The organism is Microbacterium testaceum StLB037, assembly GCF_008763945.1.
GTDB classification, from domain to species: Bacteria; Actinomycetota; Actinomycetes; order Actinomycetales; family Microbacteriaceae; genus Microbacterium; species Microbacterium testaceum_G.
The window spans coordinates 1,196,634-1,218,006 of sequence record NZ_VTQH01000001.1; the positions used below are offsets into that span (position 1 = coordinate 1,196,634).

General features: G+C 70.6%; 25 protein-coding genes. 13 read left to right on the forward strand and 12 right to left on the reverse strand.

Going from position 1 to position 21,373, the window contains the following annotated elements:
- Positions 1 to 48 precede the first annotated feature (48 nt).
- The 3 genes from F9B98_RS05565 to F9B98_RS05575 are packed head-to-tail and all read left to right on the forward strand — an operon-like array spanning position 49 to position 1,930.
- Positions 49 to 1,230, forward strand: a complete 1,182-nt coding sequence (locus F9B98_RS05565) for a citrate synthase (RefSeq protein ID WP_191966679.1) — start codon at positions 49 to 51, stop codon at positions 1,228 to 1,230.
- A 38-nt stretch (positions 1,231 to 1,268) separates the two neighbouring features.
- Complete coding sequence (locus F9B98_RS05570; RefSeq protein WP_150954017.1) at positions 1,269 to 1,520, forward strand: type II toxin-antitoxin system Phd/YefM family antitoxin; 252 nt, start codon at positions 1,269 to 1,271, stop codon at positions 1,518 to 1,520.
- Positions 1,517 to 1,930 carry a type II toxin-antitoxin system VapC family toxin gene (locus F9B98_RS05575; protein ID WP_225310233.1) on the forward strand — a complete coding sequence of 138 codons (414 nt, stop codon included), beginning with the start codon at positions 1,517 to 1,519 and terminating at the stop codon, positions 1,928 to 1,930. The genes F9B98_RS05570 and F9B98_RS05575 overlap by 4 nt, the downstream gene beginning before the upstream one ends.
- An 83-nt stretch (positions 1,931 to 2,013) precedes the next feature.
- On the opposite strand, the gene F9B98_RS16265 is transcribed toward F9B98_RS05575, so the two are convergent.
- Positions 2,014 to 2,139 (reverse strand): LPXTG cell wall anchor domain-containing protein, encoded by a 126-nt coding sequence (locus F9B98_RS16265; protein WP_225310284.1) that lies wholly within the window; start codon positions 2,137 to 2,139, stop codon positions 2,014 to 2,016.
- A gap of 4 nt (positions 2,140 to 2,143) precedes the next feature.
- Here F9B98_RS16265 and F9B98_RS16225 point away from each other — a divergent pair, with 4 nt between their 5' ends.
- Together F9B98_RS16225 and F9B98_RS05585 are read left to right on the forward strand one after the other, a co-directional pair.
- Positions 2,144 to 2,266 carry a hypothetical protein gene (locus F9B98_RS16225; RefSeq protein ID WP_263641778.1) on the forward strand — a complete coding sequence of 41 codons (123 nt, stop codon included), beginning with the start codon at positions 2,144 to 2,146 and terminating at the stop codon, positions 2,264 to 2,266.
- A 44-nt stretch (positions 2,267 to 2,310) separates the two neighbouring features.
- The gene (locus F9B98_RS05585; RefSeq protein ID WP_150954023.1) at positions 2,311 to 2,670 is read left to right on the forward strand and encodes a hypothetical protein; all 360 of its coding nucleotides are present in this window, start codon (positions 2,311 to 2,313) and stop codon (positions 2,668 to 2,670) included.
- Positions 2,671 to 2,752: 82 nt separating this feature from the next.
- Here F9B98_RS05585 and F9B98_RS05590 read toward each other — a convergent pair whose 3' ends face one another.
- The 3 genes from F9B98_RS05590 to F9B98_RS05600 are packed head-to-tail and all read right to left on the reverse strand — an operon-like array spanning position 2,753 to position 5,281.
- Positions 2,753 to 3,580: an NTP transferase domain-containing protein gene (locus F9B98_RS05590; RefSeq protein ID WP_225310234.1), complete on the reverse strand. Its 828-nt coding sequence runs from the start codon at positions 3,578 to 3,580 to the stop codon at positions 2,753 to 2,755.
- Positions 3,577 to 4,773: a gephyrin-like molybdotransferase Glp gene (glp, locus tag F9B98_RS05595; protein WP_150954029.1), complete on the reverse strand. Its 1,197-nt coding sequence runs from the start codon at positions 4,771 to 4,773 to the stop codon at positions 3,577 to 3,579. The genes F9B98_RS05590 and glp overlap by 4 nt, the downstream gene beginning before the upstream one ends.
- A gap of 49 nt (positions 4,774 to 4,822) precedes the next feature.
- Positions 4,823 to 5,281: a GNAT family N-acetyltransferase gene (locus F9B98_RS05600; RefSeq protein WP_150954033.1), complete on the reverse strand. Its 459-nt coding sequence runs from the start codon at positions 5,279 to 5,281 to the stop codon at positions 4,823 to 4,825.
- 125 nt (positions 5,282 to 5,406) lie between these two features.
- Here F9B98_RS05600 and F9B98_RS05605 point away from each other — a divergent pair, with 125 nt between their 5' ends.
- The 4 genes from F9B98_RS05605 to F9B98_RS05620 all read left to right on the forward strand — a co-directional run bounded on the left by F9B98_RS05605 (position 5,407) and on the right by F9B98_RS05620 (position 9,468).
- Positions 5,407 to 5,901 carry a DUF1990 family protein gene (locus tag F9B98_RS05605; RefSeq protein WP_150954036.1) on the forward strand — a complete coding sequence of 165 codons (495 nt, stop codon included), beginning with the start codon at positions 5,407 to 5,409 and terminating at the stop codon, positions 5,899 to 5,901.
- Between the two features lie 263 nt (positions 5,902 to 6,164).
- Positions 6,165 to 7,142, forward strand: a complete 978-nt coding sequence (locus F9B98_RS05610) for a carbohydrate ABC transporter permease (RefSeq protein ID WP_412177024.1) — start codon at positions 6,165 to 6,167, stop codon at positions 7,140 to 7,142.
- Complete coding sequence (locus tag F9B98_RS05615; RefSeq protein WP_150955936.1) at positions 7,142 to 8,077, forward strand: carbohydrate ABC transporter permease; 936 nt, start codon at positions 7,142 to 7,144, stop codon at positions 8,075 to 8,077. Before F9B98_RS05610 ends, F9B98_RS05615 begins: the two co-directional genes overlap by 1 nt.
- 29 nt (positions 8,078 to 8,106) lie before the next feature.
- Positions 8,107 to 9,468 carry an ABC transporter substrate-binding protein gene (locus F9B98_RS05620; protein ID WP_150954039.1) on the forward strand — a complete coding sequence of 454 codons (1,362 nt, stop codon included), beginning with the start codon at positions 8,107 to 8,109 and terminating at the stop codon, positions 9,466 to 9,468.
- Positions 9,469 to 9,723: 255 nt separating this feature from the next.
- On the opposite strand, the gene F9B98_RS05625 is transcribed toward F9B98_RS05620, so the two are convergent.
- From F9B98_RS05625 to F9B98_RS05650, 6 genes are read right to left on the reverse strand one after another with little or no spacing between them, the layout of a single operon-like run.
- Positions 9,724 to 10,623 carry an Asp23/Gls24 family envelope stress response protein gene (locus F9B98_RS05625; RefSeq protein WP_150954043.1) on the reverse strand — a complete coding sequence of 300 codons (900 nt, stop codon included), beginning with the start codon at positions 10,621 to 10,623 and terminating at the stop codon, positions 9,724 to 9,726.
- An 18-nt stretch (positions 10,624 to 10,641) separates the two neighbouring features.
- Positions 10,642 to 11,229 (reverse strand): hypothetical protein, encoded by a 588-nt coding sequence (locus F9B98_RS05630; protein ID WP_150954047.1) that lies wholly within the window; start codon positions 11,227 to 11,229, stop codon positions 10,642 to 10,644.
- A complete protein-coding gene (locus F9B98_RS05635; RefSeq protein ID WP_150954052.1) occupies positions 11,229 to 11,807 on the reverse strand; it encodes a DNA/RNA endonuclease G in 579 nt (192 codons plus the stop codon). The genes F9B98_RS05630 and F9B98_RS05635 overlap by 1 nt, the downstream gene beginning before the upstream one ends.
- Positions 11,807 to 12,199, reverse strand: a complete 393-nt coding sequence (locus tag F9B98_RS05640; RefSeq protein ID WP_150954055.1) for a hypothetical protein — start codon at positions 12,197 to 12,199, stop codon at positions 11,807 to 11,809. Before F9B98_RS05640 ends, F9B98_RS05635 begins: the two co-directional genes overlap by 1 nt.
- Positions 12,196 to 12,384, reverse strand: a complete 189-nt coding sequence (locus tag F9B98_RS05645) for a DUF2273 domain-containing protein (protein WP_056225276.1) — start codon at positions 12,382 to 12,384, stop codon at positions 12,196 to 12,198. The genes F9B98_RS05640 and F9B98_RS05645 overlap by 4 nt, the downstream gene beginning before the upstream one ends.
- Positions 12,381 to 12,860: an Asp23/Gls24 family envelope stress response protein gene (locus F9B98_RS05650; RefSeq protein ID WP_150954058.1), complete on the reverse strand. Its 480-nt coding sequence runs from the start codon at positions 12,858 to 12,860 to the stop codon at positions 12,381 to 12,383. Before F9B98_RS05650 ends, F9B98_RS05645 begins: the two co-directional genes overlap by 4 nt.
- Positions 12,861 to 13,171: 311 nt before the next feature.
- Here F9B98_RS05650 and fdhD point away from each other — a divergent pair, with 311 nt between their 5' ends.
- Both fdhD and F9B98_RS05660 read left to right on the forward strand, forming a co-directional pair.
- Positions 13,172 to 14,062 carry a formate dehydrogenase accessory sulfurtransferase FdhD gene (fdhD, locus tag F9B98_RS05655; RefSeq protein ID WP_150954062.1) on the forward strand — a complete coding sequence of 297 codons (891 nt, stop codon included), beginning with the start codon at positions 13,172 to 13,174 and terminating at the stop codon, positions 14,060 to 14,062.
- A gap of 60 nt (positions 14,063 to 14,122) precedes the next feature.
- Positions 14,123 to 16,444 (forward strand): FdhF/YdeP family oxidoreductase, encoded by a 2,322-nt coding sequence (locus F9B98_RS05660; RefSeq protein ID WP_150954065.1) that lies wholly within the window; start codon positions 14,123 to 14,125, stop codon positions 16,442 to 16,444.
- A gap of 159 nt (positions 16,445 to 16,603) precedes the next feature.
- Here the strand turns inward: F9B98_RS05660 and F9B98_RS05665 are convergent, their stop codons facing one another.
- Together F9B98_RS05665 and F9B98_RS05670 are read right to left on the reverse strand one after the other, a co-directional pair.
- Entirely contained in the window at positions 16,604 to 17,434 is an 831-nt protein-coding gene (locus tag F9B98_RS05665) for a hypothetical protein (protein ID WP_150954069.1), read from the reverse strand.
- 41 nt (positions 17,435 to 17,475) lie between these two features.
- Positions 17,476 to 18,465: a glycerate kinase gene (locus F9B98_RS05670; protein WP_150954073.1), complete on the reverse strand. Its 990-nt coding sequence runs from the start codon at positions 18,463 to 18,465 to the stop codon at positions 17,476 to 17,478.
- A gap of 226 nt (positions 18,466 to 18,691) precedes the next feature.
- Between F9B98_RS05670 and purL the strand changes: the two genes are divergently transcribed.
- A complete protein-coding gene (gene purL, locus F9B98_RS05675) occupies positions 18,692 to 21,094 on the forward strand; it encodes a phosphoribosylformylglycinamidine synthase subunit PurL (protein ID WP_412177025.1) in 2,403 nt (800 codons plus the stop codon).
- Positions 21,095 to 21,221: 127 nt separating this feature from the next.
- Positions 21,222 to 21,359: a hypothetical protein gene (locus F9B98_RS15880; protein ID WP_176776550.1), complete on the forward strand. Its 138-nt coding sequence runs from the start codon at positions 21,222 to 21,224 to the stop codon at positions 21,357 to 21,359.
- The last annotated feature ends 14 nt before the right edge of the window (positions 21,360 to 21,373 follow it).

Below are 21,373 nucleotides of genomic sequence, written 5' to 3' on the forward strand. Positions count from 1 at the left end.
TCAGTGTGCGAACATGACGAACACAGCGTCAACGTTGATCGGATCAAGATGACCGCGCCCCTCCCCCGCCTCTCCGCCGCTCAGGTGGCCGCTCGCCTCGGCGTCAAACCCGAGACCGTGTACGCCTACGTGTCGAGAGGGCTCCTCCGCCGCGAGCGCGATGCCCGCGGCTCGACCTTCGATGCGCTCGAGGTCGAGGCCTTCGCCGCCGGTCGCCGCCGCTCGACCGTGCGGACGCCCGCTCACCCCACGACGGGCATGCCCCTCGGGGTCGTGCAGACCGACGTTGCTGACATCGAAGACGACGAGCTGCTCTACCGGGGGCGGCGTGCCCGCGACCTGATGCACCAGCCCTTCGCGCAGATCGTCGCCTGGCTCTGGGCAGCGGAGCGGGTCGACGCCCCCGATCCCGCGATCGGCTGCGCCCGCGCGATGGTCGAGGCGCTGCCCCTGCACGCGGGGCCGATGGATCGACTGCGCGCCGCCCTGACCGGGTTCGCCGCCGATGATCCAGTCCGCTACGACGCCTCGACCGCGTCCGCCCACCGCATCGGGTGGACACTCCTCACCGGCCTGCCGGTCGCCCTCGGCGGGCACCCGCACGTCGATGTCGCACGGTCGCTGGTCAGCGCGTGGGACCCGTCAGCGGCCCTCGCGACGATCACCGCCGTCAACGCCGCCCTCGTCCTGCTGATCGACCACGACCTGGCCGTGTCGACCTTCGCCGCGCGCGTTGCGGCGTCGGCCCGTGCCGACGGATATGCCGCCGTGAGCGCCGCCCTCGGCGCGGCCGACTCCCCGCTGCACATCTCCGCGGCCACCCGCACGGCACGTCTGCTCACACGCGTGCGACGCGGGCAGGAACCCGAGCGGGCGCTGACCGACGCGCTGCAGGAGGGCAACGGCATCCCGGGCTTCGGTCATCCGCTCTACACGGGGGGCGATGACCGGGCCGCGGCGCTGTTCCCGCTCCTGGCCGCTTTGCCCGACGGGGATCGGACGATGGATGCCGTGCGGCGGCTCTCCGACGTCGTCGCCCACCGCGCGGGGTTGCGGCCCAACGTGGACCTCGCGCTGGCGGCCTTGGCATCCGGAGCCCGACTCCCCGAGGACGCGGCGAGCACGATCTTCGTGCTGGGGCGGATCGCGGGGTGGATCGCGCACATCGCCGCGGAGTACGCCGAGCCGGCGATGCGGCTGCGACCGCGCGGGGAGTATGTGGGGCCGTGAGGGTGGAACCTAGCCATATTCCTGGCTAGGGTGCACGCATGATGTACAACGTCCTGGAGGCGCGGAACAGCCTCTCGAAGCTGATCGCCGACGTCGAGTCGGGCGCCGAGGTGACGATCGCTCGACGAGGTGTCCCGGTCGCCAAGATCGTGCCGATCGATTACGTGCCCGGGCGCGCAGGCAACGCTTTCGCGCGGTGGCTCGAGGAGCATCCCCTGACACCCGAGCGAGCACGTCCGGTCGAAGAGATCGAGGCGATCATCGCCGAGAACCGGGCCGCCGGGGCGTGATCTACGTCGACAGTTGCCTGGTGATCTACGCTATCGAGCGCGACGACGAGATCGGTGACTGCACGCGTACCGCCCTCGCGCGTGCCGACGAGCCGCTCGCGACAAGCCCCCTGGTCATGATGGAGGCGTTGGTGAAGCCGATGCGGGCCACCGATGCCGAGGCGCAGCTGACCATGTGGAGCGCTTTCGACGCCTTCGAGCTGCTCCCGGCGGAGCCCGACGCGTTCCTCGACGCCGCGCTGCTGCGTGCTCGCTACCGCGGGCTGCAGACGGCCGACGCCCTGCACCTCGCGATCGCCCGGCAGGCCGGGTGCAGCGCCCTCTGGACCAACGACTCACGCCTGTCGGTCGCGTCAGGCGGTCTTGCCGTCGACATCCTCGATGGCCGAGATGCGGACCGGGTTTCCTGATGCGCCGCACTGTGCGGGAGAGCCCATCCGTACCTCGGGCGAACGCGGGCCGAGCTCACGCGGAGTGAGCTCGGCCCGAGTCATCAGCGACGGTCGTCCGCGGACTGTCGGCGACGGCGGATGAGGAAGAGCGCCACGACTCCCGCGGCGATCAGGGCGATCCCCAGCGGGACGAAGGGGAACGTTACCTGGCCACCCGTGTAGGCCAGGGTCGTGCTGGCGTCGGCGGAGCGTCGGCCCGTGGTCGCGGCGGGTGTGGAGCCAGTTGGCGTCGCCGCCGCGGTCGCGGTCTCGATCGGCGTGGGAACCGGCGTCGCCTGGGGCGTCGACGTCTAAGAATTGCCGCGATCGCGGCTGCCACCGCCGCGATCGCCGGCGGGGTGGTTCTTCTGAGCATCGCGATCTCACCGGAGCAACCGCACGCCGACTTCCAGGTGGTCGCCGAAGACGATCGGTCTCTCGACGTGTCCTTCCGCGTCGACGCGGAGAGCTGGCGCGCGGATCGGATCGTGATCGCCCTCGAGGGCGCCACCCTCGTGTCGACGCCGCCCGAATGGAACTGTGTGGTGTCGGCCGCGTCCGCCGACTGCGCCCCTTCGTCAGGCCCCATCGACGGGCGCATCGGCGTCTCCACGGACTCGGCGGCCGCAGCCGCCTACCGCCTCTCCATAGACGCGACCTCGGGCGGCTTCCACATCGACGGCGACTCGAACGGGCCCCTCGGCGTCCGCGGACGCTGACTTGTCCGGCTCCCGGGCCCGCACCGTCGACCGCGTCCGCCTCGACGCCGGTGACCCGGCGGGCTGCACGGGCGGAGTCCGCTCAGCGGTGCTCCCACCCGCGGGCCAGCTCGACCACGGCCGCGACGGCGGCCTCGGTGTCGGCGGGTGAACCACCGGCGCGACCGGCGACCAGCCCTGCGACGAACGCGCTGAGCGGCGCCGCCGGTCGGGCCACCCCGTTCGCGACGTCGCGCGCCAGATCGAGGATCAGCGAGATGGGGATGTCGCGCTCGGCCAGGCTGAAGCGCTCGGCCAGAGCCGCACTCCAGTCGTTCAGCGCCTCGGGCGGCAGGGTACGGGAATCGGTCATGGTTCCTCCTCGGGCTACCCGGAGATCGTCCCACGTGTCGATGTCGCGTGTCAGAGCCGCGTCCGCATCGATCGCCCTGACCCGCAGCCCGCCCAGCAGTGCGCGCATCGAGGCGTCGCGTCCCTTCTCGGGGAGACCGGATGCCGCTTCCCGCAGCGCCGCGGTCCGGTATCGACCGATCAGCCACTGCCGACGCCCGTCGTCGAGGCAGGCACCGTCGGCATCCGGGGTCAGCTCGTCGGGCAGCAGGTCGACCGCGGCTCGAACGGTCGGCAGATCGCACGCGAGCACGAAGACCTCGTCGGCCTCCACGCGGGTCAGGGCGGCGACGATCGCCGCGACCGGTCCGCCGAAGGGCGGGTCTTCGCGCACCCACTCGACGTCGAGGTCGTCGTCGAGCACGGGTGCAGCCACGACGATCCGCTGTGCGCCACGAGAGCGCACGGCGGCGACCGCCGCGTGCAGCGGCGTCGTGCCGTTCACCTCGAACAGGGGCTTCGCCGCCCCGTCGACCCGCGAGGCGCGTCCGCCGGCGAGCAGGATGGCATCGACGCTCACCACAGCAGCACCTCGACCTCGTCGCCCGCGGCGGTCACCCGCGTGCTCGGGGGGATCACCGCGAGGCCGTTCGCGTCGCCGAAGCCGCGCGTTCCACGCTCGACCGGCTCGGCCACCGGATGCGCGGGGTCCGTCGTCTCGATGCGCACGGGAACGTACTGCGCACGCTCGGGCCGCGCGCGCCACTCGGTGGCGAACGGCACGACGGCTCGGGCGCGGCCGGGCTCGTGATCGCCCTCGAGCGCGCGAAGCGCCGGACGCACGAAGAGCTCGAACGACACCGCCGCGCTTACGGGGTTGCCGGGGAGTCCGAACAGCAGGGTGCCCGCGGGGGTGCGCCCGAAGCCCTGCGGCTTGCCCGGCTGCATGCGCACGCGTTCGAACCGCATGAGATCGCCGAGGGTGTTCTTCACGACCTCGTAAGCCCCCGCGCTGACCCCGCCCGAGAACACGACGACATCGGCACCGGCGGCCTCGGCGGAGGCGATCGCGCGTCGCGGACCGTCTCCGCTGTCGTCGACGCTCGTGCGCAGCACGACCTGGGCCCCCGCCTCTTCGGCGAGCCCGGCGAGCAGCACGCTGTTCGACTCGGGGATCTGCCCGCGCCGCAGCGGCGTTCCGGCGGGTCGCAGCTCGGACCCCGTCGACACGATCGCCACCCGCGCGGCGCGCGCGACCGAGACGGTTCCGATCCCGGATGCCGCGATCGCACCGACCCGCCCCGCGGTCAGCCGCACGCCGGCGGCGACGACGAGCGATCCGGCCCGCACGTCGGACCCGCGGGAACGGATATGCGCGCCGCGGCCGCGGGGTGCCGTGAGCACTGTCACCGGGCCGAGGCCGCCGTCGAGCCCGTCGGCGGTCTCTTCGAACGGCACCACGGCGCTCGCCTGGGTAGGAAGGGGCGCTCCCGTCATGATGCGTACCGCCTCGCCGGCCGCGATCGGCGGGTCGAGGTCGGTGCCCGCCGGGAGGTCGGCGACCACGCGAAGGGTCGTCGGCACGTCGTCGATGTCGTCGGCGTGCACGGCGAAGCCGTCCATCGCGGAGCAGTCGAACCCCGGCACATCGACCGCGGCGTGCACCGCGGCCCGCAGCACGCGGCCCCGCGCGGCGGCGATGTCGCGCTGCTCGGGCTCGAGCGGCACCACCGCCTCGAGGATCGCGGCGAGGTGCTCGGCGACGTCGATCACGCGAGCGGACCGGGGAGTGTCGAGACCATGCCCTCAGCGTAGGCGTGCGTCAGAGGTCGTAGCGGTGCGGGATCGCCCCGTCTGTCTCCCGGTAGGGGACGAAGCCCATCGCCCGGTAGTAGGCCAGGGCGGGCTCGCTGTCGGCGCCGATCGTGGCATCGATGTGCTTCAGCCCCGCGCCATGCGCCGCGTCGACCGTACGCGCGAACAGGCTGCGCCCGATGCCGCTGCGCCCGAGATCGGGGTGAATGTGGGTGCCGATGATGCCCCAGCCCTCTTCGACCCCATAGGGGTTGCCGGGCCACGCCCGCTTGAGCGACTGAAAGCCGACGACCACGCCGTCTCGCACGGCGACGGTGCACGCGACGGAGTGCTCGGCGTCGAAGTAGCGCTCCTCGACGAAGGCGGCGTCGACCGGCCACGATCGCAGGCCCGCGCGGTGGATGGCGTTCTGCACCTCGACCATCGCGTCGATGTCGTCGGGACGAGCTTCGCGGAAGTCGATCATCGCGCCATCCTCGCACCGCCCGCGGTGCGCATGTGAAGGTGCCGCGCCGGTTTCACCCGAAGGAGGCGAAGAGCTGGTGCGCGCAAGGCCCGCGGCGATCGAGAGACGGCGCCTAGGCTGAGCGCATGGACGAGCTGACCTACGACGAGGTCGGCGCGACCGCGGGCGAGATGCCCCCGGGCTACCACCACGTGCGCGAACGGCGCGTGATCGGCCACGGCCCCGCGGCTTTCGCGCGAGCCGCCGACGCCCTCCTCGCGGGAGACGCGCAGCGCCGCGCCGGTGCTCGGGTCGAGCTGTCCGACACCCCGATGCGCCAGGGCACGCACGTGACGATGCGCCTGGGTGTCGGCATCCTGAGCTTTCGTATTCCGTGTCTGGTTGTGTGGGCCGAGCGGACCGAGACCCTCGCGGGGTTCGCCTACGGCACGCTGCCCGGTCACCCCGAGCGGGGTGAGGAGCGGTTCACCCTGACGCTCGCACCATCGGGTGAGGTGGTGTTCGACATCGCCGCGTTCTCGTCGCCCGGACGCTGGTTCACGCGTCTCGGTGCCCCCGTCGGCTGGCGGGTGCAGTCCTGGATGACGAAGCGGTACCTCCGCGCGCTCGACGCGCGCTGATCCCGGCACCCGTGCCGGGCCGAGACCACACGATCGGTTCGACGTCACAGGATCCGATCCGCCCAAACCATGCGATCTCGGGCGGATCGTGTGATCTCGCGCCGGGGGAACGCCGCTTATCCCACGTTCTCCCGCGCTTGGCAACGCCCTGGACCTCTTCTCGGCACTTCTCGACCCTGGCGAAGCGCTTCTCGACGACGAGGGCGCGTGCGAGAGGAGACCCCCATGAGCATCGAGACCACCGCCCCCGACCGGTTCTTCCGGTGACGCTCTCCCCCGCCCGACCCCGAGACGACGACACCACCGATCCACCCGGCTCGAAGCGCCGCGCCCCGCGGCAGAAGGTGAAGTACAACCGCCGCGAAGCCCTCGCCGGCTACCTCTTCATCTCGCCCTGGATCCTCGGGTTCCTGATCTTCACGGCCGGGGCCATGATCTACAGCCTCGTCATCTCGTTCTCGAGCTACAACCTGGCCACGGGCGCCGCGCGACCGGTCGGCACGAACAACTACGCCCAGCTGTTCGAAGATCCGCGGGTCGCCGTCTCGCTCGGCAACACGCTGTTCTACGCGGTGATGGCGGTTCCACTCGAGATCGCCTTCGCCCTGTTCCTGGCGCTGCTACTCAGCCGCGTGGGCCGCGGGGCCGGGATCTTCCGCACCCTCTACTACCTTCCGAAGATGACCCCCGCCGTCGCCACCGCCGCGGTGTTCTTCCTGCTGCTCAACGGCAACTCGGGGGCGATCAACCAGGCGCTCGGCGCGGTCGGCATCCAGGGGCCGCAGTGGCTCGTCGACCCGGCCTGGGTGAAGCCGAGCATCGTCATCATGGCGCTCTGGACCGTCAGCGGAACGATGGTCATCTTCCTCGCGGCCGTCAAGAACGTGCCCGTCGACCTCTACGAGGTGGCACAGATCGACGGCGCGGGGCCGGTCCGCCGCTTCTTCTCGATCACGCTGCCGATGATCTCGGGGGCGATGTTCTTCAACGTCATCGTCCTGACGATCGCGGCGTTCCAGGTGTTCGACCAGGCGTACCTGCTGTTCTGGCGCGACCAGAGCAACGCCTCCCCCGAGGCCTCCCTTTTCTACGCCATCTACCTGTTCCAGCAGGCGTTCCGGCAGTTCAACTTCGGCTTCGCGGCGGCGATGGCGTGGCTGTTGTTCGTCATCATCCTGCTCATCACGCTCGCGCAGGTGCGCCTGGGCAATCGGTTCGTCTACTACGAGGGGGACCGATGATGGCCAACACCCTGCAGACCCCGGGAGTCGCTCAGGCCCGACCCGAGCTGGTCGTCCCCCCGCGCAGCCGCTGGCGGCGGGCGCTGCGCCAACCGAAGACCCTGGCCGGCCGCGTCGTCCTCGCCGCTGTGCTGGTGCTGTTCGCGCTGCTGTTCCTCTACCCCTTCGCGTGGCTGCTCGCGGCGAGCCTGAAACCGCGCGGCGAGGTGTTCGACAATGCGCTGATCCCGAAGACCTTCAGCCCCGGCAACTACGCCGAAGTATGGAACCAGCTGCCCCTGCTGAGCTGGATGTTCAACAGCATCGCGATCGCCCTGCTCGCGGCCACCACCGTCGCGGTCATGAGCTCGATCGTCGCCTTCGGCTTCGCGTACTTCCGCTTTCCGGGTCGGGGCCTGCTGTTCGGCCTGGTGCTCGCGACGATGATGCTGCCGGGCGCGGTCACGATGATCCCGATCTACTTGATCTGGAAAGAGACGGGACTGCTCGGCACCTGGGTGCCGCTGTGGGGCATGAACCTCTTCGGCTCGGCCTTCTACATCTTCCTTCAGCGGCAGTTCTTCCTCGGCGTCCCGCGGGAGCTGTTCGAAGCGGCGCGACTCGACGGCTGCAGCGCGTGGGGCCTGTTCTGGCGCATCGCGATGCCGCTGTCGATCCCCTCGTTCATCATCGTGTTCCTGTTCGAGTTCCAGGCGAGCTGGAACAACCTGCAGGCAGCGCTCATCTACCTCAACGCCGGCAGCGTCGAGGACTTCACGGCCCCGCTCGGCATCGCCTACGCCATGACGAAGTACAGCCCCAGCGCGGGAGGACAGGGCGACTACCAGTACGTGATGGTCGCGTCGCTGCTCGTGACCCTTCCGATGCTCATCATCTTCGCCTTCGGCCAGCGGTACTTCGTCGAGGGCGTCGCCACCCAGGGCCGAAAAGGCTGACCATCCCCCCGTCCACGAAAGGACCCCTCATGCGCAATCGCACTCTCGTCGGCGTCGCCGCCGGCGTGGCATCCCTCGCCCTTCTCACCTCGTGCAGCGGGGGCGGCGAGAATCCCGCCGCCGACATCGACTTCGGGGCGACCCCGAGCGGAACCCTGGCGGCGTGGGGGTTCGAGAACGCCGACGACGTGGGTCAGTCCCGCCTCGACTACGCGGCCGGCCAGCTCGACGGGGTGGAGGTGACCCTGGATGCCACGGCCTTCGACGCCCAGAAGTTCACCACCCGCATCGCGAGCGGTGACGTGCCCGACGTCGTGCAGATGGATCGCCGGTACGTCACGACGTATGCCGCTCAGGGACTGCTCATGCCGCTCGACGCATGCTTCGAGGCGAAGGGCGTGAATCCGACGGAGCGGTGGTACCAGAACGTCGTCGACGACGTCACGTATCAGGATGCCGTCTACGCGGTGTCGCAGTTCTACCAGCCGCCCGCGATCCTGCTGAACATGAACGTGCTGAACGAAGCCGGGGTCACTCCCGAGGAGCTCGACACTTCGAAGATGGACGGTCTGCTCGCCGCGGTCGGCAAGATCTACCAGGCCTCGGGGTCGAACCCGACGCGCCTGGGCTTCGACCCCGTCGCCACCGGTCAGGGCGGCCTGTGGGTGCTCGGGATGGGCGGCCAGCTCATCAACGACACCGGCACGCCCACCCTCGACGACCCCTCGAACGCTGCGGGCATCGACGCGCTGAAGCGCATAACTGACGCCCAGGGGGGCTACGCCGCGGTGAAGAGCTTCACCGACTCGTTCGACACCTTCGGCGACGCCAACCAGTTCGTGAAGAACCAGGTCGGCGCGCAGATCGCGAACCAGTGGTACCCGAACGTGCTGGGCGCCTACCGCGATCAGATCTCTCTGCAGGCGGTTCCGTTCCGGGATGCCGAGGGCCAGCCCTTCTCGCTCGCCTCGGGCACCGCGTTCGTGATCCCCGCCGGCGCGAAGAACCCTGCCGCGGCCTGCGCCTGGATGACCGACCTCACCTCGACCGACGCGTGGATGGCCGCGGGTTCGGCCCGCGCGTCGACCATCGAGAGCAAGGGCGGGCTCAACACGGGTCTGTTCACCGGGTCACCCGAGGCCGACGAGATGATCCGCGATCAGTTCGTGGTTCCGACCGGTGATGCCGGATTCGACCAGGTCATCTCGACCTACTACGACGTGGTCTCGTCCGGCCGGTCGTTCGGTTCGTCTCCCGCGGGCCAGGACATCCAGAACGAGCTGAACAACGCCATCACCGCGGTGCTCCTCGGCGACAAGACGACCGAGCAGGCCCTCGCCGACGCGCAGCAGGCCGCTCAGCGCGCGTTCGACAACGCGACGGCGCAGTAGGTCGGGCTGCCGGGCCGGGGGGTGCCGGGCGGGGCGGGTGCCGGGTCGGTGCCCGCCCCGCTCGCGTGCACAACCCCGCGCCCGCCGGGCCGCCGTGCACAACTCCGGAAGATCGGGGGCCCCGGCCGCACCGACCCGCGGATTCCCGGCCCCACGCCCCCGCCGCGGCCGCGAACTTCAGGAGTTGTGCACGCCCCCGGCGGGCGAACCGAAGGCCCCGCCGAAGCGGGGCCTGTGGTTCTTCCTTCGCAGCGGTCAGGCGCGGGGGCGCTCGTCCTCCACGACCGACTGCACGCTGTCCGTGGCCGGGGTCTCGTCGTCGGCGCGCACCTCGTCGGCGGCGATGGCGATGTCGATCGCGGCGTCCTCGAGCGCCTCGGCGACCACGTCGCTGACGTCCCCGCGGTCATCCTCGCGAGCCTCGGCGGGCACATCGCGGCGCTCGGGCTCGAGACCCTCGGTGACGCGATCGGCGGCGTCGATGTCCGACTCGGCGTCCGCGGCGACGACCCGCTCGCGCGCCTGGCGGACGGTCTCGTCCACGGCGGCTGCGGCGCCCGCGGCGACGTCCTTCGTCTTCGCCACGGCGGCGTCGACGGTGTCGGACGCCCGCGCGGCGACATCCTTCGACCGCGCACGCACGTCATCGGCCGCCTCCGACGCCCGGGCCTTCGCGTCGTCGGCGATAAGGGAGGCGCGGTCGGCGACGTCCTTCGCCTTGGCCTTCGCGTCATCGGCCAGCTCCGAGGCGCGGGCGGCGACGGCATCCGCCTTCCGTTCCGCCTCGTCGACCACGTCACGGTCGAAGGGACCGAAGACGCCGGTGACGACGACGTCGACATCGATCGTGCCGCGGCCGAGCGGTTCGAGAGCCGTCTTCACCGCGGTGCGCACGGCGTCCGACACCTCGTGGAGCTTGTGCGGGTAGTCGACGACCAGCGAGATGGTCGCCGTCACCGCGTCGGCGCGGTCGGTGTCGATCTTCACGCCGGGCGCGGTGCTGGCCAGTCCCACGCGCTCACGGACGGCGTCCGACGCGCGTCCCAGCAGGCTGCCGAGGGCGTGGACGCCCGGGACGGAACCGGCGGCGGTGGCCGCGAGGGTCGCGGCGGCGTCGAGGTCGGGCGGGTCGATGGTCGCATCGATGGTGGACATCACGTCTCCTCGTGGGTGTCAGTGAACGCGGGTGTTGTCGCGCGCGAGCTTCGCGCGCAGACCCGAGTGGATGGAGATGTAGGCGCGCAGGTTCTGGCCCGTGAGCGCGGCCAGGTTCGTGACCAGCGTGTCGACGTGCTCGGCGACCTCACGCGGCGACGTGTTCTGACGCGGGGTGACAGCCACGTGCAGGACGGACTGCTTGGCGACCTCGCCGGCCGTGATGCGGGACGAGAGGATCTCGTCGCGCTCGCCCAGCGCGTTCTTGAGCGCCTCCGAAGCGAAGCCGTCGGTGACGGTGATGCGTCCCTCGTCGGTCGCGCTGCCGGTGGACTGCAGCGGGGCCTGGCGACGACCGCGCACGGCGGCCGAGGCGATGAGGATGAGGATGATCGCCAGCACCACAATGGCGGCGACGGCGCCCCAGCCGGCGGACTCACGACCCAGCGACTCGAGCCAGCCCTGGAATCCGCCCATGACGGAGGTCCACGTGTCGGGACCGCCCGGGAGCAGTCCCACCGCGAGAGCGAGAGCACCCAGCCCCAGCAGCACCACGGCGACCAGGAAGAGCAGGAAGCGGTTCAGACCGCGTCGCGTCGCGTTCATCAGGACTCCTTGGTGTCGGGACGGTGCACGCGCAGGTGCGTGCGCACGGCGGGCGAGAGCTTGTACAAGGTGACTTCCTCCTCGACGATGCGGCGCAGCTGCGCCTCGTCGACGGGGATGCCGACCGGGGGCCGCACCGTCACGTCGACGGCGCGGTGGGCCACGCCCACGACGATGTCCTCGCGGGCGATGCCGGACTCGTTGCTGAGGTGCTGGGCGAGGGCGGATGCCACGACGCCGTTGTCGACGACGACGGCCCGCTCCCCCCACGACATCTCGTGGCGCGAGAGGCGCCCGGGCTTGAGCGCGAGGACGAGGACGATCAGGCCGAGGACGGCCAGGATGACGCCGCCGACGACGAAGGCGACCGGCATGAGCGCGGTGGGCGCGGCGACGACGGCGTTCAGGGCCTCGCCGGGGGCGACCAGCAGCGGCTGGGCGCCCGAGAGGTCGAGGATGATCTCGACCGCGGCGTACGCCAGGGCGAGGATCAGCAGCACGACCACAACGAGCATCGCGGTGGTGCGGGGCGAGTGGGTTTCGCGACGCACCACGGTGCGGAGCACGGTGTCAGTCATCACAGCACTCGCTTTCGCTGGGGGGCGGAGGCGCCCGAGATGGTGAGGTCGACGCGCGAGATCTCGCGCCCGAACAGGTGGGTCAGACGCGAGCGCAGCTCGGTCTGGGCGACGCGCGCGGCCTCCAGCACGGGAGTCGCGGCGCGCACGGCCTCGGTGTCGTCGAGGCGGGGGACGGGGAACGCCGTCGTCACGCGGACTGCGGCGGTGTCGCGGGCCGAGACGATCTCGACGCGGACGTTCTTGGCATCCACGCCGACGATGTCAGCGGCGGCCCGTTCGGCCGTCTTCTGCAGAACGCGGTCGGAGATCGTCACCCGACCGGCGGGGAGGCCGGGGCCGGCAACCGCGGTACGGTTGCCGACCCCGGGGGAAGCGGTGACGGTGGTCACGATGTGCTCCGACCCTTGAAGGCGTTGACGATGTTGCCGAAGTCGAGTTCACCCGCCGTGATGCGGGCGACGACCACGCCGATCGCCATGAAGAGGGCGACGAGGATGAATCCCCAGAAACCGAAGATCAGAGCGCTGAGGGCCAGCACGAGGCCGACCAGGGCGCCCTTCGTCGTGGCGCTCACTGGACGCGCTTCTCAGACTCGGCGTCGTTGTTGTCGTCGCCCGGGATGTGCACGTCGTTCACGTCGACGTTGACCTCGACGACCTCGAGGCCGACGAGGCGGTTGATGGCACCGGCGACGCGGGCGCGGACCTGGTCGGCGACCTCCTGGATAGGGGCGCCGTACTCGACGACGATCGTGACGTCGGCCGCGGCCTGCGTCTCGCCGACCTCGACCTTGACGCCCTGCGTCAGGTCGGTGGCGTTGATCGCGTCGCGGATGGCGCCGAGCGCGCGGGCTCCGCCCCCACCGAGGGCGTACACGCCGTTGACCTCACGGGCCGCGATACCGGCGACCTTGGCGACGACGCCTTCGGCGATCGTGGTCTTGCCCTCGGTGTGGGCCTCCTGGCCACGACCGGCGAGGGGACGGTTCACGCGCGACGCCGACTGGGGGACGTTCTGCGCAGCGGGGGTGGTGGGGGCGTTCTCAGCCATGTCCGTGCCTTTCGAATGTCTGGACCCGGGTGTCCGGGGTGGGCGCTTCGGCCTACATGACTAAGACGTACCGGCCCGAGGAATCGTCACGCCGGACTTGAAAAAGTTGCCGAATTCTGTATTCGAATGAATGGGATGGCCGATTTCCGCAGGATCTCGCGGGTGAGCACGTGCCCAGCGCGCGGTCGCCGCGACCTGACGGAGGAGAGAAAATCCGCCGCCTTCGCATCTCGACCGGGCGGGCTGCGATGTCGGAGGCCCGGCGTACGCTCATCCCATGTCCCCCTTCTGCTCTCCGGCGCGGTCCTGACATGGGCCGTCTCACCGCCTCCCGCCGCGTGACGCGCATCACCCTCGAGGGCGCTCATCGACAGAGACCGGATGCCGTGGCGGTCGAAGAACCGCTCGAGATCCGCGTCGCGGGGTCGCCGTTGGCGGTCACGATGCGAACGCCCGGCCACGACGTCGAGCTCGCAGCGGGTTTCCTCGTGTCCGAGGGCGTCATCAGCCGGGGCGACGAGTTCGCGCGCGCGATCCACTGCGGCGGGCCGGGCACCGGCGGGGCCGACGGCAACACCTACAACGTCCTCGACCTCACCCTCGCGCCGGGTGTGGCCCTCCCCTCCCCCGACATCGCGCGCTCGTTCTACACGACGAGCTCGTGCGGGGTGTGCGGCACCGCTTCGATCGACGCCGTCGAGAAGGTGTCGACCTACGACGTGTCCACCGACGCGCTGTCGGTCTCTCCGCACGAGGTCGCCGCTTTCCCCGATCGCCTGCGCGAGCAGCAGAAGACGTTCGACAAGACCGGCGGCCTGCACGGCGCGGCCCTCTTCGACGCGGCCACCGGCGAGCTGCTCGTCGCCCGCGAAGACGTCGGCCGGCACAACGCCGTCGACAAGGTCGTCGGCTGGGCCCTGCTGAACGACAGGTTGCCGCTGCGCGGGACCGTGCTGCAGGTCTCGGGTCGCGTGAGCTTCGAACTGGTGCAGAAGGCCGTCATGGCCGGCATCCCGATGCTGTCCGCCGTCTCGGCGCCCTCATCTCTCGCGATCGAGCTCGCGGAGCGCGCCGGCCTGACCCTCGCCGCCTTCGTGCGCGGCAACAGCATGAACCTGTACACGCGCGCCGATCGCGTTCGCGTACCCGAGCCGGCGGCATCCACAAGCCCCTCCGCCGAAAAGGTGGCGAGCGTACGCTGACGCCAGGCGCGCGGTGTGTGGATGCCACCGACTCAGCGCCGGATTCCACGGAGGGTGAACATGGGTGAATCGTTCGGGCTGGTGACCGAGGAACCGCGCCAGGGAGGCCTCGGCCCGCGGGTCGACGGCGAGTGGTCGAGCACGGGTCCCTACGAGCACCCCGCCGCAGGCTGGGGCGCCGCCCTGACCGTCGGCAAGGTGCTGCTCGAGCAGCGACAGCCGGTCGCCGGCACCAAGGCGATGTTCACGATGAATCACCCGAAGAGCGGTTTCGACTGCCCCGGGTGCGCGTGGCCCGACGACAAGGGCGTCGCCCTCGACATCTGCGAGAACGGCATCAAGCACGTCACGTGGGAGATGACGCACAAGCGCGTCGGCAAGGAGTTCTTCGCCGAGCACTCGGTGAGCGAGCTGTCGCAGTGGAGCGATTTCGAGCTCGAAGACGCCGGGCGCCTCGTCGGCCCGATGGTCTACGACGCCGAGAGCGACCATTACGTGCCGATCTCGTGGAACGACGCCTTCCGCCTCATCGCTCGGGAGCTGACCGCTCTCGACTCCCCCGACCAGGCCGCGTTCTACACCTCGGGTCGCCTCAGCAATGAGGCGTCGTTCCTGTATCAGCTGTTCGCGCGCGAGCTCGGGACGAACAACCTCCCCGACTGCTCGAACATGTGCCACGAGGGTTCTGGCCGCGGGCTCACGGCATCCCTCGCCACCGGCAAGGGCACGGCCGACCTCGAGGACTGGGAGGCGTGCGACGCCCTCTTCGTGCTCGGGGTGAACGCCGCCTCCAACGCCCCGCGCATGCTCACGAGCCTCGCCGAGGCCATCGACCGCGGCGCCCAGGTCGTGCACGTGAACCCGCTGCGCGAGGTCGCCGGCACCCGCACGATCGTGCCGCACGAGATCGTCGACATGGCGACTTTCAACAGCACGCCCACGAGCACGATGAACCTGCAGGTGCGCCCGGGCGGCGACCTCGCCCTGGTCCGCGGCATGGCCAAGGTGGTCTTCGAGGCGTCCGAGACCGACCCCACCGCCCTCGATCAGGCGTTCCTCGACCAGTACACGACCGGGCTCGAGGCGTACCGCGCGCTCGTCGAGGCGACTCCGTGGTCCACGCTCGTCGAGCAGGCGGGGCTGACCGAGGCCGAGATCCGCGCCGCCGCCGACGTCTACCTCGCCTCGAAGGCCTGCGTCATCAGCTGGTGCCTCGGCGTCAGCCAGCACCAGCACGGCGTCGACACTGTGCGCGAGATCGTGAACCTGCTGCTCCTGCGCGGCAACGTCGGACGCAAGGGCACCGGCCCCTCGCCCGTGCGCGGCCACAGCAACGTGCAGGGCAACCGCACGTGCGGCATCAACCACAAGCCCACCGAGGAGTGGCTCGCCAAGCTCGACGAGGTCTGCGGCATCACCTCGCCCCGCGAGCCGGGCCTCGACACCGTGCACACGGTCGCCGCTCTGCACCGCGGCGACCTCAAGGTCTTCCTCGGCATGGGCGGCAACTTCGTGCGCGCCGCTCCCGACACCGCACTCACCGCCGAGGGCATGAGCCGGTGCGAGCTGACCGCCCACGTCAGCACCAAGCTCAACCGCAGCCACCTCACACACGGCAAGAAGGCGCTGATCCTCCCCTGCCTCGGCCGCACCGAGCGCGACGAGCAGGAGTCCGGGCTCCAGTCCATCTCCACCGAAGACGCGATGAGCTCGGTCATGCTCTCGCTCGGCTCCCGCAAGCCCGCCTCGCCCCACCTCCTCAGCGAGCCCGAGATCATCGCGCGCCTCGCGCGGGCGACCATGCCCGACTCCGCGACGCCCTGGGAGTGGTACGTCGGCGACTACGACCGGATCCGCGACACGATGGCCAAGGTGTTGCCCGGCTTCGAGGGCTTCAACGAGCTCGTGCGCCAGCACTACGGCTTCCGTATCCCCCAGCCCGCGCGGGAGCGCGACTTCCAGACGCCCTCCGGCAAGGCCGAGTTCTCGGATGCCGCGCTGCCCGACGTCATCCCCGAAGAGGCCGACGTGCTGGTGCTGCAGACCATGCGCTCGCACGACCAGTGGAACACCACGATCTACTCGGCCGACGACCGCTACCGGGGCGTTCGCAACATCCGCGAGCTCGTCTTCATGCACCGCCGCGACATGAAGGAGCGCGGGATCGCGGAGGGCGATCTCGTCGACATCGTCGCGACCTCGCGCGACGGGTCGGTGCGCAGCGTCACGGCCTTCCGCGCTTTGGAGTACGACACCCCGCGCGGCAGCGCCGCCGGCTACTTCCCCGAGCTGAACGTGCTGCTCGGTCCCGACGACTACAGCCGGCAGAGCGACCAGCCGCTCATGAAGGACATCCGGGTGCGCATCACGAAGACCGTCTGAGGCGGCGCACGTTCGTCGCAGAAACGCGCTTTCCTCGCAGCCTCGCGCCGAGATCCTCCGAGAAAGGCGTGTTTCTGCGAGTTCGGTGACGCCGCGAACGGCGCCTGTGCCTACACGGGCGTCGAGAACCGTTCCCGACAGGACGCGAGGAACCGAGCGTCAGCCGGGCACCCGCCGAAGGTCCCCGTGAGCGACTCCGTCCCCTGCTCGCTCAGCCAGCTCAGTACGTACGGGAGCGGGGCGCCGGGGGTACTCGCGGACGCCATCGCCGGCGCGCTCAGCTCCGCGGCGAGCTGGGTCGCCTGATCGGCGGTCAGGTGCGCGACGTAGAACGTCGGCTGGTTCGGGCCCGCCGAGGGCGCCTCGAGGAGCACCTCGGCATCCGGATGATCGCGAGCGACAGACACGACCTCCCGGAACCCCGTCCATCGTGGTGTACGCCGGGACGTACACCAGACGGAATCGCTCGCTCGACGACGAGACGGTGAAGCTGCCGCCCTCCGCGAACAGCGCCGTCGACGACAGGGAGGCGATGAGCGGTTCGAGGTCGTCGAGCGTCGCCGCCACCGCGGACGGCCAGCCGGTGCTCGCCGTGACGCCGGCAACTCCGGGAACGGATGCCGCGTCGAGGACATCGCCCAGAGCGTCGACGGATGCGCCGGGCCGCACCGTGAACAGCCACTTCGGCACCGGAGACACGTCCGGGTCGACCTGCACCGCCGCCGGGTCGTCGGCGTGCAGGGTCACTTCCCGCTGCGTCTGAGTCACGGCATCCTGCAATCGGCCGGCGAAGCGCTCCACGTCGTCCTTCGACGCCTCGGTGCGGATCGTGATCCCCACGGGGCCGTCGGGATCACACGTCACGACGATCGGATCCGCGCACAGCGCGATGTACGGGTTCTCCGTCGACTCCTCGGCCGTGCAGCCCGCTGTCGCGAGCGTGAGCCCCAGGCAGACGAGAACCGCGGCACGGCGGGAGGAGAGGCGCATACCCGCCATCCCACCACGGGGCCCCTGGTTGCCGCGCGCCGTCACAGCCCCATCGACTCCAGCGCCTGCGCCGTCGTTCGGCGCACAGCCGCGGCGGGGTCGCCCCACGCGAGGGTCGTCCCGACCGTGCCGACCAGCGAGAACACGGCCGCGACGTCGACGTCCGCGGCCCCGGCCACCACGAGCGCGGGAACACCCCGCGCGGCGGCCGCAGCCAGCACGTGGCCCGGACCCTTGCCCGCGCGACTCGTGGCATCGAACGCGCCTTCGCCGGTGAGGACGAGGTCGGCCGCGGCGAGCGCGCCATCTAATCCGAGAACGTCGGCGACGTGCGCCGCTCCATCGACGAGGTCTGCGCCCGCGGCCCACAGCGCGCCCGACAGCCCGCCGGCGGCACCCGCGCGCGGAACGTGTCGCGGGTCCCGACCGAACCGGGTCGCGAGCCACTCGGCGTCGTCCCCGAGCCGCGCGGTGAGGCGCTCGACCATCTCGGCGTCGGCTCCCTTCTGCGGCCCGAACACCCGCGCGGCGTCCGCGAACACGACCGTCGTGTCGGTGAGCACGACGACCCGTCCCGGCGCGAAGGGCGCGCGATCATCGAGGGCCTCGAGGGCTCCCCGCCCGCCGTCCGTCATGGCCGATCCGCCCGTCCCCACGAGGATCCGAGCCGCGCCCGCGTCGAGCGCCCGCGCCAGAAGCTCGCCCACGCCGCGGCTGTTCGCGGCCCAGGGATCGTTGGCATCCCGTCCTCCGACGAGGACGAGACCGGATGCCATGGCCGACTCGATGACGGCGAGGTCACCGTCGAGACGCCAGCCGGCGTCGACCGGCCGGTCAAGCGGTCCGGTCACGACATCGCGACGGTTCGCACCCCCGAGGGCGTCGAGCGTGCCGTCGCCCCCGTCTGCCATGGGGACGACGACGAGTTCCGCGTCGGGCCACCGCTCGCGGACGCCCGCGGCCATGGCATTCGCCGCCTCCCTCGCGGTGAGCGTGCCCTTGAACTTGTCGGGGGCGATGACGACGCGCATGCGCTCCTCCCCCGTGCTCGAGATGTTCGTCGGCCAGCCTAGGCCGGGGCCTCGGCGCAACCTCAGCGATCCGCACAACTTCAGCCCGTGTACCGCGAAACCCACTGACACTGCGCGAATCACTGAGAATGCGGAGGACCCTCGGATGCCGGAACCCCGGCCACACCGCCCTGACCCAGGAGGTCACGCAACGCGCCCGGGAACCGCGCCCCGGGCGACCCCGGCGATGTCGGCGGTCCCAACTAGACTGACTCCCGTCCGGCCCCTGCGATTCTTGGAGCTCAGCCGCGTGACCACCCCGAACCCCGCCGCCCGTACCGCCCTCGCCGATACGGTCGAGAACGCGATCGCCACGCCCGAGAAGGACCAGCCGTACGGCGCCCTCGGCCTCAAGAGCGACGAATACGCCAAGATCCGCGAGATCCTGGGCCGCCGCCCTACGAGCGGCGAGCTCGCGATGTACTCGGTCATGTGGAGCGAGCACTGCTCCTACAAGTCGAGCAAGATCTACCTCCGCCAGTTCGGCCAGAAGGTCAGCGACGAGATGAAGACCCGCCTGATGGTGGGCATGGGCCAGAACGCCGGCGTCGTCGACGTGGGCGAGGGCTGGGCGGTGACCTTCAAGGTCGAGTCGCACAATCACCCCAGCTACATCGAGCCCTTCCAGGGCGCGGCCACCGGCGTCGGCGGCATCGTGCGCGACATCATCTCGATGGGCGCTCGCCCGGTCGCGGTCATGGACCAGCTGCGCTTCGGCGCGATCGACCACCCCGACACCCCGCGCGTGGTCCACGGCGTGACCAGCGGCATCTCGTTCTACGGCAACTGCCTGGGCCTGCCGAACATCGGCGGCGAGACCGTCTTCGACGCGGTGTACCAGGGCAATCCGCTCGTCAACGCCCTCGCGGTGGGCGTCATGCGCCACGAAGACATCAAGCTCGCCAACGCCACCGGCGTGGGCAACAAGGTCGTGCTGTTCGGCGCCCGTACGGGCGGCGACGGTATCGGCGGCGCGAGCATCCTGGCATCCGACACCTTCGCCGACGGCGGACCCACCAAGCGCCCCGCGGTGCAGGTGGGCGACCCGTTCGCCGAGAAGGTGCTCATCGAGTGCTGCCTCGAGCTCTACCGCGACGACCTCGTCGAGGCCATTCAGGACCTCGGCGCCGCCGGCATCTCGTGCGCCACGAGCGAGCTCGCCGCCAACGGCGACAGCGGCATGAAGGTCGAACTGTCGAAGGTGCTGCTGCGCGACCCCTCGCTGACGCCCGAAGAGATCCTCATGTCGGAGTCGCAGGAGCGCATGATGGCGATCGTCGCGCCCGAGAAGCTCGACGCCTTCCTCGCCGTCGTCGGCAAGTGGGACGTCGAGACGAGCGTCCTCGGCGAGGTCACCGGAGACGACCGCCTCGTCATCGACTGGTACGGCGAGCGCATCGTCGACGTCGACCCCTCGACCGTCGCGGTCGACGGACCCGTCTACGAGCGCCCGGTCGCCTACCCCACCTGGATCGACGCCCTGCAGGCCGACTCCGCCACGAAGTTGGAGCGGGCGACGGATGCCGACACCCTCCGCGACCAGTTCACGACCCTCGTCGCGAGCCCCAACCTCGCCGACACCTCGTGGATCACGAACCAGTACGACTACTACGTGCTCGGCAACACGGCCCTGAGCTTCCCCGACGACGCCGGCATGATCCGCGTCGACGAAGAGACCGGTCTCGGCTTCGCGATCGCGACCGACTGCAACGGCCGGTACAACCAGCTCGACCCCTACAACGGCGCGAAGCTCGCCCTCGCCGAGGCGTACCGCAACGTCGCCGTCACGGGCGCGGTGCCCACCGCCGTCACCGACTGCCTCAACTTCGGCAGCCCCGAGAACCCCGAGGTCATGTGGCAGTTCAGCCAGGCCGTCGAGGGTCTGAGCGACGGCTGCCTCGAGCTCGGCATCCCCGTCACGGGCGGCAACGTCTCGTTCTACAACCAGACCGGTGACCAGCCGATCCACCCGACCCCGGTGGTGGGCGTCCTCGGCATCATCGACGACGTCGCAGCCCGCATCCCGAGCGGATGGCAGGATGCCGGCGAGAACCTTTACCTGCTCGGCACCACCGCCGACGAGCTCGACGGCTCGCAGTGGGCCGGCACGATCCACGACCACCTCGGCGGCCGACCGCCGAAGGTCGACCTGGCGCAGGAGCGCAAGCTCGCCGAGCTCCTGCAGGCCGCAGGCTCCCAGTCGCTCGTCTCGAGCGCGCACGACCTGTCGTCGGGTGGTCTGGCCCAGGCCCTCGCGGAGGGCGTCATGCGCTTCGGCGTCGGCGCGCGCGTCTGGCTCACCGAGCTCATGGAGCGCGACGGAGTGGATGCCACGGCGGCCCTCTTCAGCGAGTCCACCGGCCGCGTGCTGGTCAGTGTGCCGCGCGAAGAGGACGTGAAGTTCCGCGGCCTGTGCGACGGTCGCGGCTACCCGGTGCTGCGCATCGGCGTGACCGACATCGAGCCCGGCACCGAGGCGACCCTCGAGATCCAGGACGTGTTCACCGTTCCTGTCGCCGAGCTGCGTCGCCTGTCGAACGAGACGCTGCCCGCGGTCTTCGGCCCCACCGTCGCGGAGCCCGTGGCCTGAGGACGCTCACGGAGCCGCGACGATCGCGCGACTCGCTCGACGCCTGACCCCGGCCCCGGCCCCGACCACGACCACGACCACGACCACGACCACGACCAACCGATTGCCGGCCGAGAGGAGACGCGCGATGACCGATGACGACGACGACATGACCGTGTTCAGCGACAAGCGCCAGAAGCGCGTCAAGATCACCGCGTGGGTCGTGATCGGTGCGCTGATCCTCACCGGCGGCGGCGCCACCGTCATCTCGCTGATCCTCGGCTGAGGCCCGCGATCCCC

Coding starts and splice junctions, on each gene's coding strand:
- F9B98_RS05565 (WP_191966679.1), top strand. CDS start 49: ATGACCGCGCCCCTCCCCCGCCTCTCCGCCGCTCAGGTGGCCGCTCGC.
- F9B98_RS05570 (WP_150954017.1), top strand. CDS start 1,269: ATGATGTACAACGTCCTGGAGGCGCGGAACAGCCTCTCGAAGCTGATC.
- F9B98_RS05600 (WP_150954033.1), bottom strand. CDS start 5,281: ATGATCGACTTCCGCGAAGCTCGTCCCGACGACATCGACGCGATGGTC.
- F9B98_RS05605 (WP_150954036.1), top strand. CDS start 5,407: ATGGACGAGCTGACCTACGACGAGGTCGGCGCGACCGCGGGCGAGATG.
- F9B98_RS05615 (WP_150955936.1), top strand. CDS start 7,142: ATGGCCAACACCCTGCAGACCCCGGGAGTCGCTCAGGCCCGACCCGAG.
- F9B98_RS05620 (WP_150954039.1), top strand. CDS start 8,107: ATGCGCAATCGCACTCTCGTCGGCGTCGCCGCCGGCGTGGCATCCCTC.
- F9B98_RS05625 (WP_150954043.1), bottom strand. CDS start 10,623: ATGTCCACCATCGATGCGACCATCGACCCGCCCGACCTCGACGCCGCC.
- F9B98_RS05630 (WP_150954047.1), bottom strand. CDS start 11,229: ATGAACGCGACGCGACGCGGTCTGAACCGCTTCCTGCTCTTCCTGGTC.
- F9B98_RS05635 (WP_150954052.1), bottom strand. CDS start 11,807: ATGACTGACACCGTGCTCCGCACCGTGGTGCGTCGCGAAACCCACTCG.
- F9B98_RS05650 (WP_150954058.1), bottom strand. CDS start 12,860: ATGGCTGAGAACGCCCCCACCACCCCCGCTGCGCAGAACGTCCCCCAG.
- fdhD (WP_150954062.1), top strand. CDS start 13,172: ATGGGCCGTCTCACCGCCTCCCGCCGCGTGACGCGCATCACCCTCGAG.
- F9B98_RS05660 (WP_150954065.1), top strand. CDS start 14,123: ATGGGTGAATCGTTCGGGCTGGTGACCGAGGAACCGCGCCAGGGAGGC.
- F9B98_RS05665 (WP_150954069.1), bottom strand. CDS start 17,434: ATGCGCCTCTCCTCCCGCCGTGCCGCGGTTCTCGTCTGCCTGGGGCTC.
- F9B98_RS05670 (WP_150954073.1), bottom strand. CDS start 18,465: ATGCGCGTCGTCATCGCCCCCGACAAGTTCAAGGGCACGCTCACCGCG.
- purL (WP_412177025.1), top strand. CDS start 18,692: ATGTCGGCGGTCCCAACTAGACTGACTCCCGTCCGGCCCCTGCGATTC.
- F9B98_RS15880 (WP_176776550.1), top strand. CDS start 21,222: ATGACCGATGACGACGACGACATGACCGTGTTCAGCGACAAGCGCCAG.